This window comes from bacterium (assembly GCA_019695335.1).
GTDB lineage: Bacteria > CLD3 > CLD3 > SB21 > SB21 > JABWBZ01.
Genome location: JAIBAF010000012.1, coordinates 57,813 through 77,223, shown reverse-complemented (window position 1 = coordinate 77,223; position 19,411 = coordinate 57,813). Strand labels below are relative to the sequence as shown.

The window sequence follows — 19,411 nt, the reverse complement described above, 5'->3', positions numbered from 1 at the left end:
ATGATCGACATCCACTGTCCGGTACGCTATGGCTAAAGCAGGTAATTCTGACTCTTTCTGAATGATTTTACGGCGTTCCATTGTCTGAATATTTTCAGATAAAATCGTCGGCTGTAAAAAGTTACCTTTCGGAATTTTACCGAAATATTTTTCAGTAAGCGAAAGTGCATTTTCAAACGTGACATCGCCGGCGATCACGAGTACGATATTTTCAGGAACATAATGATGTTTGTAATAATCAAACATCTGGTCCCGGGTCATAGTATTGAGATCGTCCCACGTACCGATCACCGGAAATTTATACGGATGATTTTCGTACGAAAGATCGTATAACGTTTCAAATAATTTTCCAAAAGGCGAATCATCATACCGCAAACGTTTTTCTTCTTTAATGACTTCTTTTTCGGAGATTACGTTTGGTTCCGGCAAGGCAAGATTGATCAATCGGTCCGCTTCGATATCCATTAACGATTCAAGAAAATCTACGGGCACATTCGCATAATACGCTGTGTAATCATGCGATGTAAAAGCATTTTTAGTTCCGCCGGCGCGCTGAATCAGCCAGGAATTTTCACGCGGCTTGAAGCGATGCGTTCCCATCGAGTAACAATGTTCTAAATAATGGGACATGCCCGTCAAGCCCTGCTTTTCATTACGCCCGCCGACACGAAACCACACCATCATCGTACAAATCGGAAGGAAAGGGTTTTCATTGATCAGCAGTGTAAGTCCGTTAGGCAGTGTTTTTCTTTTGATGTCGATTCGTTTCATAAATTTTGAGCACACTAAGGCACAAGAATTAAGCGGTTGATGAACTTACTAACTGCCATGCCAGGCTTTGGCAATTTCACCGCCTTCTTTGGCTATGTGAATAAGATTGAATTTAATAATTTCAAAATGCGGACTGAGATCAAAATCGCCAGGGACAATCTGAGAAAAATTAATACCATCGATGATGGTAAAACCAACTTCGTTGAAAGCTTCTGCGATCAGTCCCGAACATACTTCATTCGAGGACGAAATGTCACCCAGAAATTCCGTATGATCGCGGTGTTTTTTGAAATACGAAAATAAAATATTCGAAATATTAATATGATCGTATTTTCGTCCAACATGTGAGACTGTAAAATCGCATACGCATTTTAATTGTGTGTCCGTCAATCCAACGGGCCGGCAGAGACGAATATTCAAATGGTTCAGTACATCGACTTTACTTATCGCTGTCCCTGTTGACGGTAATGGATCAATGATTTTGCCGTCGCCCACATACAGAGCCGAATGACTCCACGTGCTGTGCGTCACCGCCATGACTACACGGCTGATTAATTTATTACCTTCAACCAAAATCACGTCGCCCGGACGCAGCACGCGTTTCAGATTGTCCATATTATTGCGTGTGCGCAAATGATAGGACGCAAGGTCGCGGTTCAATCTTTCGGCAACTTTTGTTGCGGCATATTTCTGGATGATTTCCCAAAAACGTAACGGATTCATAAGCAGCCGGGTTAGGTTAGCGCAACATAATCATTTTGCCGTGCAGATTCAAGATTGATTCTATCGGATAGAATGGATATGTTAAAAAAATAACCGGGAATAAAAAATGAAGTCGTTGGCTGCCGCATTCTGCATGTGCGCATTATTGAGCTGTTCTTCTAACCACTATCTCACTCATGAAAACTGGAATTGCATCGAGAATCAAAGCGATGGAACGGACAAGATGATTTTGAAATTTGAAAATGCTTCGGTAACTACCAAAGCGGCGTCGATCAGTCTCAAAGGTTTTGTCTTAAAGAAAGATCAGACACCGATGGCGGGCGCTCGAATTCAATTCGGAGTATGGAAAACCGTCGAAGACGGCGCATTTTTTATTATTAGGGAAGAATTCGAGAGTGATGCATCAGGCCGGTTTGATTTCGTAACGACGCTTCAATCGGATGAATGGATGGTTATCGAATACGCCGATATATCCCGATTTTTTGAAATCGGTCAAGTTCTTCGCAAAATAGAATGTTCGGATGATTAATTTTGTTGTTCTACAATTTCTTTGATTTTGGACAAAACCATATCCCAGCCGCCGTTTTTACTTTCTTCGTACCGCTTTTGACCTTGAGCAACTTTGGAATAATCGCCTTGAGACACATACAAAGTTGTTTGATTTCCGGAAGGCTTCAATTCATACGTTACGGTCAAATAATTAGCCGGAATATCTTCGATATCGGAATTGGGATCGATGGCTGTAAATTGCAGTAGTTTTTCCGGTTCTAATTTGAGCAAGTGTCCTTTGACAAAAATCATTTCTTTGCCGTTGGCCATTCCTTTCCAAAGTACCGGGTTTCCGATTTTCCAGTCGCATAACACATCACAGCCGTACATGTATTGCCGGGTTATGGCCGGATTAATCAGCGCCTCCCAGACTTTAGAAACCGGTGCGTGAATGGTGACAACCGCATTGACAAAAAGTTCATCCATATATGTTCTCCTTTATTCAAAGTATGTTTGAATATAAAACCGGACGGCTCTGAACGATTGTAAAAACGCGACATTTTTTCTTTTCATTATAATTTTTTTTGACGTACCATTCTATAAATCACAGCTCATTTAATCTTTTTTAGCATGGAAACCAAAGCCTCCTCTCAGGCCGAACGTATCATGCGTGATTTATTTACTCTTGCCGGTATTGAGGTCAACGGTTCACGCCCGTGGGATATCCAGGTACATGACCCTCGCCTGTATGCAAGAATTCTGCATGCGCCTGAACTGACTTTTGGCGAGTCTTACATGGACGGCTGGTGGGATTGTGACGCTCTGGATGAGTGCATCCATAAAATGATGCTGGCCAATCTTGAAGAAAGAGTCGCAAGTAACTGGAAAGTGCTTTTTCGCATTCTTCAAAGCAGGCTGTTTAATATGCAAAATTCCTCCCGCGTATTCGAAGTTGGCGAGCGTCATTACGACCTGGGCAACGATCTGTATACAGCGATGCTTGACCGCCGGTTAAATTATACGTGCGCTTATTGGAAAAATGCAACTACCCTGGATGAAGCCCAGGAAGCCAAACTGGAATTGGTCTGTAAAAAAATTAATATACACAGCGGCATGCGTATACTTGAATTGGGCTGCGGCTGGGGAAGTTTTGCCAAATATGCCGCCGAAAAATACGGCGCTCAGATTACCGGCGTAACGGTTTCAAAAGAACAGGTGGCGCTGGGAATGGAATTGTGTAAAGGTTTACCGGTCGAACTTCGATTGCAGGATTATCGCGAAGTCAGCGGCCAATACGACGCCGTCATTTCCATCGGCATTATGGAACACGTGGGGTATAAAAATTACCGAACGTACATGGAAGTTGCCAGCCGCTGCTTGAAAGAGAGCGGTATCGCATTTATTCATACGATTGGCCGCAATGTAAGCGCCACTCGCATCAATGCATGGATGGACAAATATATTTTCCCGCACAGTATTATCCCGACGATCGGACAGATCGCCAAAGCCATGGAAGGAATTTTTGTGATTGAGGACCTTCATAATTTTGGGCCGGATTACGACCGAACGCTTCTCGCATGGTATCATAATTTTGAAAAAGCATGGCCGTCTCTTAAAACAAAATACGGTGAACGGTTTTTCCGCATGTGGCGCTTTTATCTGCTTAGTTGTGCCGGAAGTTTCCGGTCACGAACCAATCAGCTCTGGCATTTTGTGATGACCAAACCCGGCACGCCGCAGCCGGAATGTCGTTTTAGTTAAAAAAAATTTTATGGAATATCATGACGTCATTATTGCCGGCGGCGGACCTGCAGGATCCAGTTGTGCACGCAAGCTCAGGCAGGCTCAAGCAGACTGTATCATCCTCGACAAAGCCGCTTTTCCCCGCACCAAATTATGTGCGGGTTGGATAACACCTGAAGTCGTTAGCGATCTCGACATCGACGTCAAAACCTATCCTCATCGTATTCTTGCTTTTCCGGCCATGCATGCATTTATATTCGGAATCCCTGTCAAAGTACCGACGCTACAGTATTCTATCCGCCGCTATGAATTTGATCACTGGCTTCTGCAACGCTGTGGCGCGCCGTTAGTCCAACACGAAATTAAAAATATTCGCATGGAAAACGGACAATACATCATCGACGACCGTTATGCTTGTAAGTACCTTGTTGGTGCTGGCGGCACGAATTGCCCTGTTTCCCGAACTTTTTTTCAAAATGTTAATCCACGATCGAAAAAATCATTGATTGTGTGCCGCGAGTTGGAGTTTCAGCACGAAGTCCGTGATGATCGTTGCTTATTGTGGTTTTTTGAGAATAAATTGCCCGGTTACAGCTGGTTCGTTCCGAAAGCCGATGGTTATGTCAATGTAGGCATCGGTGGTTTTGAGGAAACGCTGAAGCGCACCCAAAGCTCCATCAATGATCACTGGAATCGGTTGATAGCAAAATTACGCAAACAGTCTCTGATCGGCGATGAACCCATTCAACCTAAAGGTCACAGTTATTTTTTGCGCGAACCCGTAAAAAACGTTCAAATCGGAAATGCATATTTAGCCGGAGACGCCGCCGGATTAGCGACGCGGGATATGGGAGAAGGCATTGGCCCTGCGGTACGTAGCGGATTCCGCACAGCCGAATCCATCATATCGGGAAAACCCTATTCTGTTGATTCCGTTGAGGCTTACAGTATTCGTCATCCGGTATTCAATCCACTTATTCGATGGTTCACTCAATAATCCATGCAGCGTTCAATTGGCAAACCCCGTGGGATTTTGCGCTCGAAAGCCCATCCGGGCATTTTCGATCACTCACGTCATGCACCTGCGGAAGATACAGGATATTTTATTGAACATTACTGGGTGGTGAGTTGGGATTTGCGCCACCATGAACCTTACCTTGCGGAAACTCTGCCGCATCCCAGCGTGTACATAACAATTGAAAAAGGACGGTCGGGATTAGGCGGAGTCAAGAAAGGAAAGTTTTCGCGATGGCTTGAGAACAAAGGGCGCGTTTTTGGAATTAAATTCAGGCCCGGTGGGTTTTATCCCTTTATACAATCGTCTGTTACAAAATTTACCGATCGAATCGTACCGATCCACTCGATCTTTGGCGAATCCGCACTCCAATTCGAAAAAAATATTTTAGAAACGGATGAGAAAAATAGTTTGATCGAACTGGCTGATAGTTTTATCCGTACACGCTTGCCAAAAGTGGATGATAACGTGGAGTTGATTAATCGGATAACCAACGTCATCATGTATGATCGAACCATCCTGAAAGTCGACGATGTTTCAGATCGTTTTTGTTTAAGCAAACGGACACTGCAACGTCTTTTCAATTTATACGTCGGCGTGACGCCAAAGTGGGTCATCCAACGATATCGTTTGCATGAGGCTATTGAACAACTGGCAGAAAATGTACGTGTGGATTGGACAAAATTCGCTCTTGATCTAGGCTACTTCGATCAGGCGCATTTTATAAAAGATTTTAAGAATTTGATCGGATGTACGCCGGAAGAATATGTTGCGGATAGAAAAATTCACAACTGATAAAAAGTTACTTCCATTCTATCATTCGGATATCGGTTTCAAATTGCTGAACACGCGACCACAACAGTTTTTCTCCATCGGGCGATATGGACAAGCCGTTCGTATACCCCTGGCAAGGATAACTAATTATCAAGTGCAACGCTTTTGTCTTTAAATCCAAATAATAGATCTGATCCGGCGGAGACTTTGCAAAATAAATTCCTTTTTCCGTCAGTCGCCAGTTCCTTACAGCATTCGATTGAAGATCAGTGAAAAATAATTCTTCAATTCCGTTTTTAAGTTTCCAGATTCCGGATAATCCTTCTTTAACAAAATAAAAAGCAGAATCAGCAACAGACTCATACCCAATCAAGCCGCCTTTGAAAGTAACCTGCACGGCATCACCACCATCAACCGGGACTTTCCAGATTTGAGATGTTCCGCTCCGTTTTGAGTTGAAGTAAATATATTTTCCATCGTTGGAGAATACAGGTGAAGCGGCATCTTCGATCAGAACACGCGGCTGATCCTCATCGACCGGAGTTTTGTAAATTTTAAATTGCCCATCTTCAAATGTGTCGAATAGGATATTTTTTCCATCCGGGCTCCACCGGGGCTGGTAACTCGCCAGCGATAACGATTTGAACGACACGCGGCGCGGGATTACGTCCTGTACATTCCCTTTCCAGAGATTTAGGTCCCCTTCGCGATTGGAAATGAATATGACCGAACGCCCGTCGGGTGAAAACTCAGGAAAAACTTCTCCATAGTTGGATTCAAAAAAATCAACTCCCGATTTTGTCTTAAGATCAATTAACGACATGACATCATCGTTGACAAGATGATAAGCAAAAACAATTCGGCGGCCGCGAACCGATAGCGAAGAACAGGCAATCTTTGCCAGCAATGTTTTTTCCAGGGTTACCGGATTTAAACGTACGATTGCATTAATCGAATTGGTTCCTGACCTGGTATAAAATATTTGGTCGCCGTCCGACGTTACGTCAACGACCCTCGCTCTATCCGACGTCAGTCGCCGCAATTCTCCTGTACTTATTTCGATAACCCAGATATCATTGTCAAAATCCGTATCAAAACGTGCGAAGGCTATTGAACGCCCGTCATTGAAAAAAACGGGGTACCGGTCTTCCATATGCTTTTGCGGCGGCGATGTAATTTGCGTTATAGTTTTTCCTTCGACGTCGGCCAAATAAAGACTGAACGGACTGGTTGAATCAGGCCGCGTACTGTAAGTTATCCATCGGCCGTCCGGCGACCAATCCAATCCTCGTATTTGTGATGGAATAGTAAGAATGTCTATAAGCGACGTATCGGGAAGATTGATCCGATACACCGTGCTGACGGCTTCGCTAACCGAATTCCATCCCACAGTATTACAAAAGATGATCGACTGCCCATCGCGCGAAAATCTTGGAAATTTTTTAAATCCGGGTATTTGGGCGAAAATTTCAACCTGGTCCGAGCCCGGCGTCAAGACACGCACTTCCGTTTTTTCATCACAGGAATTCCCGTAGATAAAAACAACTTTTTTTCCATCATAGGATAGAAACGGAAATCGTTCCATCCCGGTCGCTGAACTTAGGATGACAGGCTCTGTAAATTTATCCACAAAAAAATATTCACGCCCTGCGATGATAGCGGCCAATACTGCCAAAACAGCCAAACCGGCGGCGACTTTCATCCACAACGATTTCGGTTCATTTGCAGCATCTCCGTTATTTTCATTTTTTTTCTCGACGGCCGCAATAATGCGATAACCTTTTTTAGAAACCGTTTCGATAACCCGCGGCTGTGCCGTTTCGTCATTGAAAATTTTACGTAACTTCGAAATAATCTGATTTAAAGTATTTTCAGTGACAAAAGAATCTTTCCAAATAACCTGAAAGAATTCCTCCCGTGTCACCGTCTCGCCCGGACGATCCAGCATATACACGAGCACGTCCATAGCTTTCGGTTCTACGCGAACAGACGAATCGCCTGTAATAATTATGTTCAATTCGGGTTTAATGACCCAAGCGTCGACAATATAGATCGATTTTTTAGCCGGATGAATACTCATGCTTGATTAAAGTTCCGATTCTAAACCAACTTTACTTACATATTATCATCTGCAATTGACAATAACAATTAAAAACATTACCGGGCTTAAGTTCCTTCTGAACAATGCTTTGCCAGTCTATTCACAAAAAAATCATGAGGACTTCACATCATTTTCAAGCAATACCAGCCGCTTTAGACTTAATTTGGTGCATAGGCTAAGTTACACAATCACACAAAAATACATTTCTACCTCTCGATAAAACAACCATAAAACAAAAGGGAAAGGTAACCTATGCGATTTTCATTACTATTTTTCATGAGCATTTTGGCGATCTTTTTAGAAAGCACACAAATCTATTCGCAGGTTTTCACCCGGATCACCGATTTGACTAATCCGATCGTCACCGATCCCGACTCGACCAATTATTACGGTTGCAGTTGGATCGACGTTGACAATGATGACGATCTGGATCTTTTTGTGAATAACCGATATTTATATATCAACGATGGATTTGGAAAATTCACCAAAGCAACCGGCACAGGCCTTGGTGACGAATTACCTAATTCTTTGGGTAACGGCAATAGCTGGGCTGACTACGATAACGATGGCGATTTGGATGTTTTTCTAGCTGGCAATCGTTTGTCGTTTTTATACCGTAATGACGGCGGACATTTTACCAAAATCACCGGATCGGGGTTTTTAGCCGACAACAATGGTTTTGCTACTGCGTGGGGCGATTATGATAATGACGGTTATGTCGATTTGGTCATTGCTTCGCCGTTCGGATTCGGACCAACGCATTCCAACAGGCTTTATCATAATAACGGCAACGGAACTTTTCAATCGATCGATACCAGTATTGTAGCCACCGGTCTTGCAGCTTACACTGTTCCCAGTTGGTACGATTACGATCAGGATGGAGACATTGACCTTTTCATCGGATCCGGCCCGATTACCGCAAGCGGAGGACCTGATTTTTTTTACAGAAATATGTTGAAAGAAACAGGCACTGCATTTTTCTCCCGTATCACTGAAGGCAATTTTGCTACGGATTTTCGCGACGGTCAAAATGTGAATTGGATCGATTATGACAATGATCAGGATCTAGATATGTACGTCACTAATTACGGAAGCGCCGGCGGGCTGGCATTGCGGCAGAATAATTTATACCGTAATGACGGCAATAACACTTTTACCAAAATTACGAATCAGCCATTGACCCAGGATGCTGAAATCTCCCTTGGTAATCTATGGGCAGATTTTGACAACGATGGCGATGAAGACTGTTTTGTAACTAACGAAGCTGCGGTCAACAATCCCAGCAGGTATTATCGAAACGATGGAAACGGCAATTTCACAAGGATCGACGGCATTCTTCTACCTAATGCAATTCCCGGTGATAACGGCGCAACGGCGGGCGACTACGACAACGACGGCGATCTGGATTTATTTATTTTTGCTTTTCCATCGGGATTACGAAGATTTTACAGAAACGATCAACCGGTTGGCAATCATTGGCTGCGATTGCACCTGAATGGCACCGTTTCCAATTACGCTTCCATTGGCGCCCGCGTAAAAGCTAAAGCGACTATCGGAGGCAATAGCGTGTGGCAGTATCGCGAATTATCCGCTCAAAATACGTTCAACGGTCACAACGCATTGGAAATTCATCTTGGTTTCGGTGATGCGACAATGGTTGATTCGATTCAGATCATCTGGCCGTCCGGAACTACCAAAACATTGACGCAAGTTCCAACCAACCAATATCTCGTATTGACTGAAAATGTTTCTGCTACGGCTGCTCCTGTATTTCTGAAGATCCCGCTAAAGAGTACCTTTGCCACGCAGCTTTTTACAACGACTATTCGCGCAGGCGCTATTCCTGTAGCATCCTATCATCTTATCGACCCAATCGGCGATGCTGTTATCGATTCTTCTACCGGTGTGATGACATGGACTCCGCAATCATCCGATGTCGGCAACCATTCATTCGCCATTGCCGCATTTAATGAAGCCGGAAATGATACGGTTGAACTAAACGTTACTGTTCTCGAATTTTCAAAACCCGTGGTCAATGTAAAATCCGATATAACGCTTTTTGCAGGAACGGTTTATCACGACGTAATCCAAGCATCCGGAAATCCAGTCGTTAAATATTTTATTATTTCTGCACCCAACGGATTTGCGGTTGATTCCAATTCCGGTGCTCTTCAATGGACGCCGGCTTCTGGCGGAACCGTGTCCGTAGAATTACTTGCAAAGAATCTGGCTGGCCTGGATACTCTTTCGTATTCCATTCATGTCGACTCAAAACCGACTTTGGCTGTTTTACAAAACCCGGCGCTCCCGAAATTCGCCGACCTGATTTTGAATTGTGAAAATACACTGACAGGAAATCCCACACTCAAAATAGGAAATGTATCTCAGGGAAACATGACATCAGTGCCCGGAACCGATAAAATTTTCAAATTCGGTTTGGAATTCACTCAGACTGCCGATTATGCTATTTCGGTTGATGCAGTAAGCATAAGCGGTCACAAAGTTGTACTCAATAAAACGTTCAGTGCTGTTTTGGTTAAGCCCACCACTATTACAGAATTAAAGCATGACCAATGGTCCGTGGTTTTTAACCAGCATACTTTTGCAGAAGAAGCAGTGGTATTGATCGAGCCTGATTCAGTGAACGGCGACCTTATAATTACTTTCTCCGGACAGCAAGAATTGAAGAATGCTTTTCAACTGAATTTCAAAGAAGCCTCTTTGGTGTATTCCCTGAAAACTAATGAGCGTATAAACGGAATATCGGAAAATGGCACTATGTCGGTCAATCTCCCTGAATACGGATTGTATCGGATTCAAAAAGTCAAGGGCAAGAATTTTGAAACAAGAACATTACCGAAAGGAGTTGTTCTTCTTGGAAATTATCCCAATCCGTTTAATCCTGCAACGGCCATACAATATTCACTCGATCAGGAAGCCAAAATCGATCTGGCTATTTATAATACACTGGGCCAACGTGTCAAAACTTTGTTTACAGGAAACCATCCTGCCGGTTTTCATTCGCAAACGTGGGATGGCACAAATGACCGTAATTTTTCGGTCACGTCCGGAATTTATTTAGTTCGTTTAAAAAGTCCGAATAGCGTGACAACCCGGAAAATTTTATTGATGAAATAATCATTTTACAAATGCCATCGAAAATCTGTGAAGCTTAAATCATTATGCATCATTATTGGTGTTGGCTGGTTCGCTTTGAAGCGTTAACGACAATCTCAAAAAATGCTATTGTGCTGATAACAAGCCAACGATAACATTCCAAAAAAGGATTCTTTATGAAAAAACTATCAACACTTTTTTTTCTGCTGCTCCTAACGGCATGTTCGGGCTCAGATTCCCTTAATGTGCTTGAAAAAGGATGGGATGCATTTAGCACCGGCAACTACACTCAATCTGTAACGATTCTCACCGAAGCCCGAAATGATGATCCGCAAAACGTGGAGATCCGTACGGCTCTCGGTTGGGCGCTCATGCGCACGGATCAATTGGAAAGCGCTGAAGAAGAATTCAGTGCCGGCGCTCAATTAACCGGTCCTTCAGCCGATTTGTACGCAGGTTGGGCATTTGTACTCAATGCGCTCAAAAATCATGCATCGTCCAACGAAAGTATTACCGAAGCAACAACTTTGGATCCGGATTGGATTTTTATGTACGATCAAAAATTAACCCATGAAGATCTGACGATTCTCAAAGCAGAAAATCACTTCTTGCTGGGCGAATTTAGTTCCGCGCTTGCGGCTGTTGTAACCGTCAATCCTTCATTCAGCGCAAATATTTCAACCGATGCCGGACGCGGCCAATTGGCCGCTGAAATTGAAAGATTACAGGACGAATTGTCCAAACATTCAGTTCAAACATTATAATTTATCCACCAACTCAAACCCATAGCGCAATGCATAATTATTTATTAAAAAAAATACCAGCCTTAATCATTTTTGCGATTGTCTTTGCGAGCTGTTCAAATGAAGATTCTGGTGGAAACATGTCAATGAATGACAGTATTCCATGCCCAAACGGAACTTTGAATTGTGACAGCAGTTCTACCGTCGATACAGCCAAAACCCGATTAAAAGGCGTCACCGGATTTACAGCGTTTGATATCAATAATCGAAATAATTCTTCTGATATCCGGCTGTTTTTCAGCTTATTGGACAATGTCAACTTTATTAAAGAATTGCGATTGATATTGGTCAAATCGGATTCCGCTTCGCTTTTTGATCAAGACGATGCTGAATCAAATGTTTTTTTTTCGCTCATTACTCCGATTCAGCAGGACATAAAAAAAACATTACCTTCAACTTTAGTCGATTCAGACGGCGATTCTATCGTCAATGGTGTTGCGTATTCGGCATTTATTTACCTCGTCGGTAAAGACACCACCGTGGTTGATGTCTTATCGGTCTCTTCCAATAGTTTACTTTTGAGCGATCAATCACTTCAAGATATGTATGTCAGCAGCCGTGGTACAAATGCCGTCATTTTATTTGACGGCGTAACGGGAGAATATATCCGCGATTTTGTTCCGAATGGATCTGGAGGTCTCAACCTGACACAAGACGTTCTTTTTGGAGACGATGGTAATCTTCTGGTCAGCGGGCGCGGCAATTCGGCTATAAAAAAATATAATTCCAGCACCGGTGACTATATCGGAAATTTTACTTCCGGATACACGCTGGATCAACCTACTAAAATCAGCTTAAGTCCCACAGGAACTTTGCTGGTAAGTCAATGGGGAACAATTAAAACCGGGGTAGCCGAATTTGACGCTTCGACCGGAGTATTTATCAGAGAGATCATTCCTGCACTCAATCTTGGAATGGACCACGTGTGGGATGCCGACAGTAATTTATACGTCGTAAGTTATGGTTCACAAGACGTCAGGAAATACGATACCTCCGGAAATTTTTTAAATGTTTTAATTTCGTCGGGACTGCAAGGGCCGGTCAATCTTTGGTTTAATAACGACTTCAGTATTCTTTATATTGTTAATTGGACCAACGGCACCGTAGGAAAGTACATGCCATCCGGAACTTTCATTTCAACATTTATTTCCGGATTGAATACCGTTGAAGGATTTGCGTTTGATGATGCCGGTCATTTATATCTTTGTGAATGGGGCTCAAATCGCATAAAACAATACGACTATGCAACGGGAAATTTCATTAAAATCTTCAGTACGGGTCATGTCGTTCAACCAAACAGCATTGCCTTCGGCCCAAATGTTGATCCGTGAAATATTGTCATCTGTAACTGATCCCAATAAAAATTTGAGATTGAAGGCTCTTGCATTTTAAAAACATATCTAATTTTTTATCCTTGATAAAAACATTATTAATGGCCATCTTCCTCGTTAGATTTTCTGCCCTGTTATATCCTTCCGCACATTTTAGTAACAAATTCAAAATTTGGAAAACTATGTCGCAATTGAGTACGACATGCCATTCATATTCGCGCCGTGGTGTGTGCTTAAGCGCTTATGTTCTAAATTTTTTTTTGCTGTTGAGTTTATTACCCAGTATCGAATCAGTCATTGGTCAGGAAACGAAAGGGACTATCCGGGGCCGTATACTGGACAGGGCGACTAATGAAGGCCTTATTGGTGTTAATATAACAGTGATAGGTAAATATCTTGGTACATTCACGAATCGATCAGGTTTTTTTGTCATATCCAACATCCCCTTTGGCAAATATACAATTAAAATTTCTCATCTGGGATATGAAGATAAAATGATAGCCGATGTGCTGGTATCCGCAGACACTGTGGAATTAAATATTGCCCTGATAGAAAAACCGATTTTATTGAAGGAAATAACTGTTACGCCCGGTCAGGTCTCGATCATGCAAGGACAGGCTACAGCGCTTCAGGCACTGGACCGAAAAGACATTGAAGCTCTCCCGCAGTTTGGCGCTGATATTTACCGCGGCGCAGCTCGGCTTCCCGGAGTCATGACCAATGATTACTCGGCAAAATTTACTGTCCGGGGTGGAGAATATGAAGAGATACTGGTATTATTGGATGGAATGGAATTATACGAGCCCTTCCATTTAAAAGACATTGAAGGCGGCGCCGGAAGCATTATTGACGTTTCTACCATTGAAGGGATCGATCTCATGGCGGGCGGATATACTGCGGAATACGGTAATTGTATGAGCGGCGTCTTCAAGATGTATTCACGTCAGTCGCCCCAGTCCAGACGGTATTCGGCTGGCCTTAGTCTCTTGAATGCCCGCGTTATGTCGGAAGGAAAGACGAAAGATGGAAAGGGCTCTTGGCTTTTTTCCGCTCGCCGAGGCTACCTTGATTTTGTATTGCCTTTAATTGGCGAAGATGAAAGCCTGAAACCTACTTTTTATGATACGTATGGCAAATTTCAATACCAACTTCATCGTAATCACATCATCTCCTTCAATACACTTTACGCTCATGACATTTTTAAATTAGTCGAAGACGATGACGATGAATCACGAACCAGGTATTCGAACTTTTATTTCTGGGCGGCTTTAGTTTCGCAATGGTCGGATCGCCTGTCGTCACAAACGCTCAGTTCATTCACGCGCATGAATCAGCAGCGAAACGGCCTTGGCTACTTTGAAGAACCATCCGAACTGGAATACAATATTACCGATAAACGAAAATCATATACTTTGGGGTTAAAACAAGATTGGACTCTGGATATGTCCGATCAATGGCTTGTTAAATGGGGATGGGATTTACGAAAGCTCTATTCGACTTACAATTATTTTTATGCACGAAGAATATACTTCATTACAAACAATAATAATTTGGCTTCGAGGATTGATACGAATGTCGTCAAAATAGATCCAAACGGATATACTTTGGGTATCTACGCCGCTAATCGGTTTAGGCTGGCCGATCCTTTGGTAATGGAAATCGGATTACGTTATGACCGCAGTTCATATACGCGCGACCATGTCGTGAGCCCAAGAGGAAATATCGTTTACAAAATCAGTCATCGCACTACCGTCAAAGGCGGATGGGGATACAATTATCAGATGCAAGGAATCCAGCAGATCAATGTTCAAGATAAAGAAAATAAATTTTATAAAGCTCAGAAATCCGAACATTATGTTGTTGGGTTAGAGCATATGCTGCCATCAAATATTCAGTTCCGGGTGGACGGCTATTATAAGAAACTTTCACACTTGCGTCCGTCTTACAGAAATTTAACGAATGCCCTCGAAATATTCCCTGAATTGCAAAGGGATCGCGCGCTGATCTACCGTGAAAGAGGCGTGTCCAAAGGATTGGAGTTGTATCTCAAACATGATGACGGCGGCCGATTCACTTGGTGGGCAAGCTATGCGTTAAGCAAAGTTACCGATCATGTGACGACTATGTTTTCACGGGGAAGCGTGTCGTTGCTCAATAAAGACGTCCCGAGTTTGCGTGATCAGCTCCATACGATCAATCTCGATATGAATTATCGCCCTAACGCAAGATGGCAATTCAATATCGCTTGGCAATATCATACGGGCTGGCATTATACGGAATATTATTTTCGAAAAGGAACGAGCAATCAGGGCGTGTACTACTATGATGAAACGGGATCTTTATACGGAAAAAAATATCCGGCATTTCATAAATTGGATTTTAGAATCAGCCGGATTTATCGCACTCAAAATCGCGGTATCATCAATGTTTATTTCGAAGTTTTTAATGCCTACAACCACAGCAATGTCCGGTCATACAATTATGACGGCCGTGAATCAGGTAACAACGTCTACTATCAAAAAAGCGCTGAAACTTGGCTTCCGATTTTACCATCAATCGGAATTTCCTGGACGTTTGAACAATAGATCGAAAACTCATTACATTCACGAAACGAGTAAAGTTACTATGAGAAAATTATGTACCATTTTTGCTGTAGTACGTTTGACAAGCATTTTAGTGATCGCTTGTTTGTCAGTAACTTGCAGAAATATTCAACAAGAACACCCCGATTTATTTGATTCAAACAAAGACGGTTTGGAACTTGTACTTAAATCGGCTGCAACGCACGGCGATTTTTTTTCAAATTCCATCTCTTTTGCCGTAAACAACCCTGCTTTCATTCATCCGGGACAGTCGCTGCGAGCAACTCCGCCGTTTGAATCTTATTTGTGGAATAGAACTTATCGTTATGATGCAAGCGGCAAAATCGAAATCAGTACATCTAAACAAGTAAGCGGCGGATATGTTTTTAATGAAATCTGGGTTACCGGAGACAATAGCGGTCATTACTATAATTTAAATACGAAAACGTATTACGCTGACAATACTTCGATGCTGGCTCTGCTGGATCTTGTTCCGCAGACATATCTTCGTTCTGTTTTGAAAAATCGAGGAAGTATTACGCAAACAGGTATAAGTGAAGTCAATGGCCAATCCTGTTTTATCGTTGAAGGTATGCACGGAAGCTTCCGTCAACGGATGTGGATTGACCAACAATCTCATTTGGTAATCAAGATCGAAACCATTCGGAATACTAGTCCCTACGGAGATGGTTTAAGAAGCTATTACTTTACGGATTATAAAACGATAAATGGAATTTCACTTCCAGGGCGAGTTCAATATATATCGCATAACAGCGTGTTTGGCGATGTAGAAAACACTTATTTAATCAATGAAATCGATAGCAGCACCGATAGCGCCGCTATCATCGACGCTCTGTCCGAATGCGTCAAAATAGATTATTCTTACAGAAAAAACGCTGAAGCAATTAAACTCAGTGACCGGCTTTATGTGTTGGAAAACATTTCAAACTCGGAAGAGAATTGGTCTTACAATGTTTTATTTGCCGAATTTGATGCTTATGTTTTAGTGACGGAAGCTCCTTTGGATAACGTCACATCAGAACGTGTGATTCAGAAAATAAAAGAAATCATTCCGAATAAACCGATCCGGTACTTGGTTCAAAGTCATCATCATAATGACCATATCGGGGGCATTCGTACTTATATCGCTGAAGGAACTACTATTGTCACTACGAAAGGAAATACAGAATTCATCGATAAAATAGCAAGGGCTCCATACAATCTCTTGCCGGATCGTTTATCAAAAAATTCAAATGACCTAAAATTCGAATTAGCCGATCCAAAGCTCGTTATTGGCGATGACATTATGGCCGCCGAAGTATACAACATTGGCCCGACTCTCCACGCCAATGAGATGCTTGTAACTTACTTTCCAAAACAAGGCGTACTCTTTCAGGCAGATTTGATCAACGATGACGAGTGGCCCCTTGATAGTGATTTAACAAAGAATACGCTCCAGGCAATCAAAAAATTAGGATTAAAAATTAATACGATTGTTGGCTTGCATGGTCGTACTATCCATGGAAAAGACGCTCAAAAACTGTTCGATGCAAAGCTTTAGATGTTAGAATGATCATCGGCTATGTTTTAAAAAAAAGCTCAGAACCGTTTCTCTCGTATTCATCCCGGTAAAACTCCACGCATGGTCTCCATTGGTAATAGTATAAAGAAGAACCTGATCACCCTTAGCTGAGCCGTAACCGTCGAGTAGGACATAGTCATTGATATGTTGATTTTTGGTTGTTTGCTTCAGCGACAATTTATCCGCCCAATGTTCTGCTGTCGCCGGCGCAGCCAGAAGTGAGAACGATCCTTCATCCGTTCCATTATAGGGCAGTACTTTATCTTTTTCACCGTAGATCATCATCACGGAAATATGTTTCGTTAATTGCCCGCAATCCTCTGACAAGGGTACACTCATAGCCGACGCCACACTGGCTATAGCCGCAAACCGATATCCTAATTTGCATCCCAGATTCTGCGCAAACAAACCGCCTTGCGAAAAACCAACGGCATAGATACGTGTTGTATCCACTGGATATTCCCTGATAACATCGGAAAGCAGGGAATTAATAAATCCAACATCGTCAATACCGAGTCTGTAAGGCTTATTGCATCGGCAGCCTTCTTCCCAATTTTCAACTTTGGCATCCGGATAAATAAAAATACAGGAGTCACGTTCATCGGTTTCAAAAAAACGAGCCGTTGAACGCATTCCTGATCCCGTACCACCGGCGCCATGCAGTGCAAAAATGACAGGATATTTTTTATGCTGCACCCATGTGCCAGGCGTATCAATGACATATGTCCGATCAGTAAAGGACGAATCGAATGGAATATACGGTGTCTCCGGCGGTACTGTCGAAACATGTTCTTTATCACAAGCACACGAAAAAATTATAATTACAAAAATGATAATCCATTTCATATTATAAATCCGTTTTTTTAACCTACGGATTACCCATCGCGATCACAATGACCCATGTTGGGCAAATAGACGGTAATCAATGCAACTTTCCAAAATGGTAATGAATTGTTATGTCAAAAAACCACTGCGACCTGCTTTTCACAACAATAGGAAAACCAATAAACATTGGAGAGTAATACGAACTGTAAGGTGGCAGGCTTCCGGTTAACTCAGAATGCGGTTTATTTTTGAGATAACTCCAATCAGCTGACCCATTAATGCTGAAACGGTCTTCAATAAAAAAATTGATACTGGAATTCAGTGAAAGCAAGGAAGAAGTATATTTATCATCGTCAAATTCATATTTTAATATCACTCGGGAATAAGACGGTTTAATACGAAACAAAATTTGATTCGTAACAACATAAAGATGATCCGCACTTAATTGAAATTGTAAAATATTTTCAATCGGATTATATTTTTTTTCATTAATTCTGAAATCCCAATTTGCCTGCCCAGTAAATCCAATTTGGCCTTTTAATGAATAGTTATGGTACAACCTGGCGTGTAATTGTGGGCCCAAAAAACCGGACTTAATCTTGAATTTATCATTATCAAAATCTGATTTAAATTTCGTCAAACCATCGATCTTTGTAATTCGAAGGCCGGCATCAATTTCTGAGCCTTCTAAGCGCTCTCCGGTGATCTCTTTAAAAATATCATTGAGATAATGTGATTCAAAGGGAGTTAGTTCGGGAAGATGAGCCGATAATGAATTCCAGAAATATTTGTCGGGATAGTCATAAATTGACTGATAACCATGATATTTTGAAAATTCAACAGCAGCCTGATCGATTTGAAATTGGCCAAACTCAGCATCTTTGTTTACGGTCTTTAATCGCTCATTGAGACGTAAGGCTCTAATAACAGGGGTGACATTCCGAACACGACCAACGCCCATGCCCAATGTTACATTAATATCATAATAACGGTTGAGGCTATTGAATTTATTTTTAGAGACTGATGGAGGAGAAAAATAATTGAAAGTATATTTGTCAATATCGCGATGGTAAAGGAAATTGAATTCGGGAGAAACACGTACATATTTGGATGAATTATATGTACGTCTCTCGCTGATTAAATGTATCATCCATTGATTTATGTTTGATTCAATTTTTTCATTACGATAACCTTTTTCAATATTTTTTGACAATGAAAAACTGTTCCATTTTGTCAGAAAACCGTCTATACTCGTAAAATGTTTTTCGGATTCTTTAAAAATAAAAATTCTTGGAGTAAGAGTTAAGCTTAACTCAGACGACTCATTCTTTTCGTTTCTCTGATTCTGATCAAGTTTGTAGCCGGACGTTCCAAAAGCAATTTGCCAATCGGTATACCCCCATTCAGGAAGACGATAATCTTTCAGCGGTTTCGGATCGTTCGTCGATAGACCGACGCTGGTTTGTGCGGACGCTAAGACCGACCCAATCGCCAGCATAGCTGCAATTCGGATGCCGTGCAACATACTCATTCTCCTCAGTTGATGATCAAGGCT

15 protein-coding genes are annotated in these 19,411 nt (G+C 42.1%); 9 read left to right on the top strand and 6 right to left on the bottom strand.

Annotated features, from left to right (window positions below):
* Positions 1–771, bottom strand: a 771-nt coding sequence (locus K1X84_04920) for an insulinase family protein (GenBank protein ID MBX7150958.1), incomplete at its 3' end; no start/stop codon positions are given.
* 48 nt (positions 772–819) lie between these two features.
* The gene (locus tag K1X84_04915) at positions 820–1,494 is read right to left on the bottom strand and encodes a hypothetical protein (protein MBX7150957.1); all 675 of its coding nucleotides are present in this window, start codon (positions 1,492–1,494) and stop codon (positions 820–822) included.
* Positions 1,495–1,600: 106 nt separating this feature from the next.
* On the opposite strand from K1X84_04915, the gene K1X84_04910 reads away from it, so the two are divergent.
* On the top strand, positions 1,601–2,023 hold the full coding sequence (locus K1X84_04910; GenBank protein ID MBX7150956.1) for a hypothetical protein: 423 nt from the start codon (positions 1,601–1,603) through the stop codon (positions 2,021–2,023).
* Here K1X84_04910 and K1X84_04905 read toward each other — a convergent pair.
* Positions 2,020–2,469, bottom strand: coding sequence for an SRPBCC domain-containing protein (locus K1X84_04905; protein MBX7150955.1), 450 nt, complete (start codon positions 2,467–2,469; stop codon positions 2,020–2,022). The genes K1X84_04910 and K1X84_04905 overlap by 4 nt on opposite strands.
* A 144-nt stretch (positions 2,470–2,613) precedes the next feature.
* Between K1X84_04905 and cfa the strand changes: the two genes are divergently transcribed.
* The 3 genes from cfa to K1X84_04890 are packed head-to-tail and all read left to right on the top strand — an operon-like array spanning position 2,614 to position 5,536.
* Positions 2,614–3,744: a cyclopropane fatty acyl phospholipid synthase gene (gene cfa, locus K1X84_04900; protein ID MBX7150954.1), complete on the top strand. Its 1,131-nt coding sequence runs from the start codon at positions 2,614–2,616 to the stop codon at positions 3,742–3,744.
* 10 nt (positions 3,745–3,754) lie between these two features.
* Positions 3,755–4,723 (top strand): NAD(P)/FAD-dependent oxidoreductase, encoded by a 969-nt coding sequence (locus tag K1X84_04895; protein ID MBX7150953.1) that lies wholly within the window; start codon positions 3,755–3,757, stop codon positions 4,721–4,723.
* Between the two features lie 3 nt (positions 4,724–4,726).
* On the top strand, positions 4,727–5,536 hold the full coding sequence (locus K1X84_04890) for a helix-turn-helix domain-containing protein (protein MBX7150952.1): 810 nt from the start codon (positions 4,727–4,729) through the stop codon (positions 5,534–5,536).
* A 7-nt stretch (positions 5,537–5,543) separates the two neighbouring features.
* Here K1X84_04890 and K1X84_04885 read toward each other — a convergent pair whose 3' ends face one another.
* Positions 5,544–7,595 (bottom strand): winged helix-turn-helix domain-containing protein, encoded by a 2,052-nt coding sequence (locus K1X84_04885; protein ID MBX7150951.1) that lies wholly within the window; start codon positions 7,593–7,595, stop codon positions 5,544–5,546.
* Between the two features lie 273 nt (positions 7,596–7,868).
* Between K1X84_04885 and K1X84_04880 the strand changes: the two genes are divergently transcribed.
* The 5 genes from K1X84_04880 (at position 7,869) to K1X84_04860 (ending at position 17,010) form a co-directional block, all read left to right on the top strand.
* Positions 7,869–10,754 carry an FG-GAP-like repeat-containing protein gene (locus tag K1X84_04880; protein ID MBX7150950.1) on the top strand — a complete coding sequence of 962 codons (2,886 nt, stop codon included), beginning with the start codon at positions 7,869–7,871 and terminating at the stop codon, positions 10,752–10,754.
* Between the two features lie 155 nt (positions 10,755–10,909).
* A complete protein-coding gene (locus tag K1X84_04875) occupies positions 10,910–11,497 on the top strand; it encodes a tetratricopeptide repeat protein (protein MBX7150949.1) in 588 nt (195 codons plus the stop codon).
* 125 nt (positions 11,498–11,622) lie between these two features.
* Complete coding sequence (locus K1X84_04870; protein ID MBX7150948.1) at positions 11,623–12,867, top strand: hypothetical protein; 1,245 nt, start codon at positions 11,623–11,625, stop codon at positions 12,865–12,867.
* 182 nt (positions 12,868–13,049) lie between these two features.
* Positions 13,050–15,452: a TonB-dependent receptor gene (locus K1X84_04865; GenBank protein MBX7150947.1), complete on the top strand. Its 2,403-nt coding sequence runs from the start codon at positions 13,050–13,052 to the stop codon at positions 15,450–15,452.
* 40 nt (positions 15,453–15,492) lie between these two features.
* The gene (locus K1X84_04860) at positions 15,493–17,010 is read left to right on the top strand and encodes an MBL fold metallo-hydrolase (protein MBX7150946.1); all 1,518 of its coding nucleotides are present in this window, start codon (positions 15,493–15,495) and stop codon (positions 17,008–17,010) included.
* 12 nt (positions 17,011–17,022) lie between these two features.
* Here the strand turns inward: K1X84_04860 and K1X84_04855 are convergent, their stop codons facing one another.
* Both K1X84_04855 and K1X84_04850 read right to left on the bottom strand, forming a co-directional pair.
* On the bottom strand, positions 17,023–17,877 hold the full coding sequence (locus K1X84_04855; GenBank protein MBX7150945.1) for a hypothetical protein: 855 nt from the start codon (positions 17,875–17,877) through the stop codon (positions 17,023–17,025).
* A 76-nt stretch (positions 17,878–17,953) separates the two neighbouring features.
* On the bottom strand, positions 17,954–19,381 hold the full coding sequence (locus tag K1X84_04850) for a hypothetical protein (GenBank protein MBX7150944.1): 1,428 nt from the start codon (positions 19,379–19,381) through the stop codon (positions 17,954–17,956).
* Between the last annotated feature and the right edge of the window lie 30 nt (positions 19,382–19,411).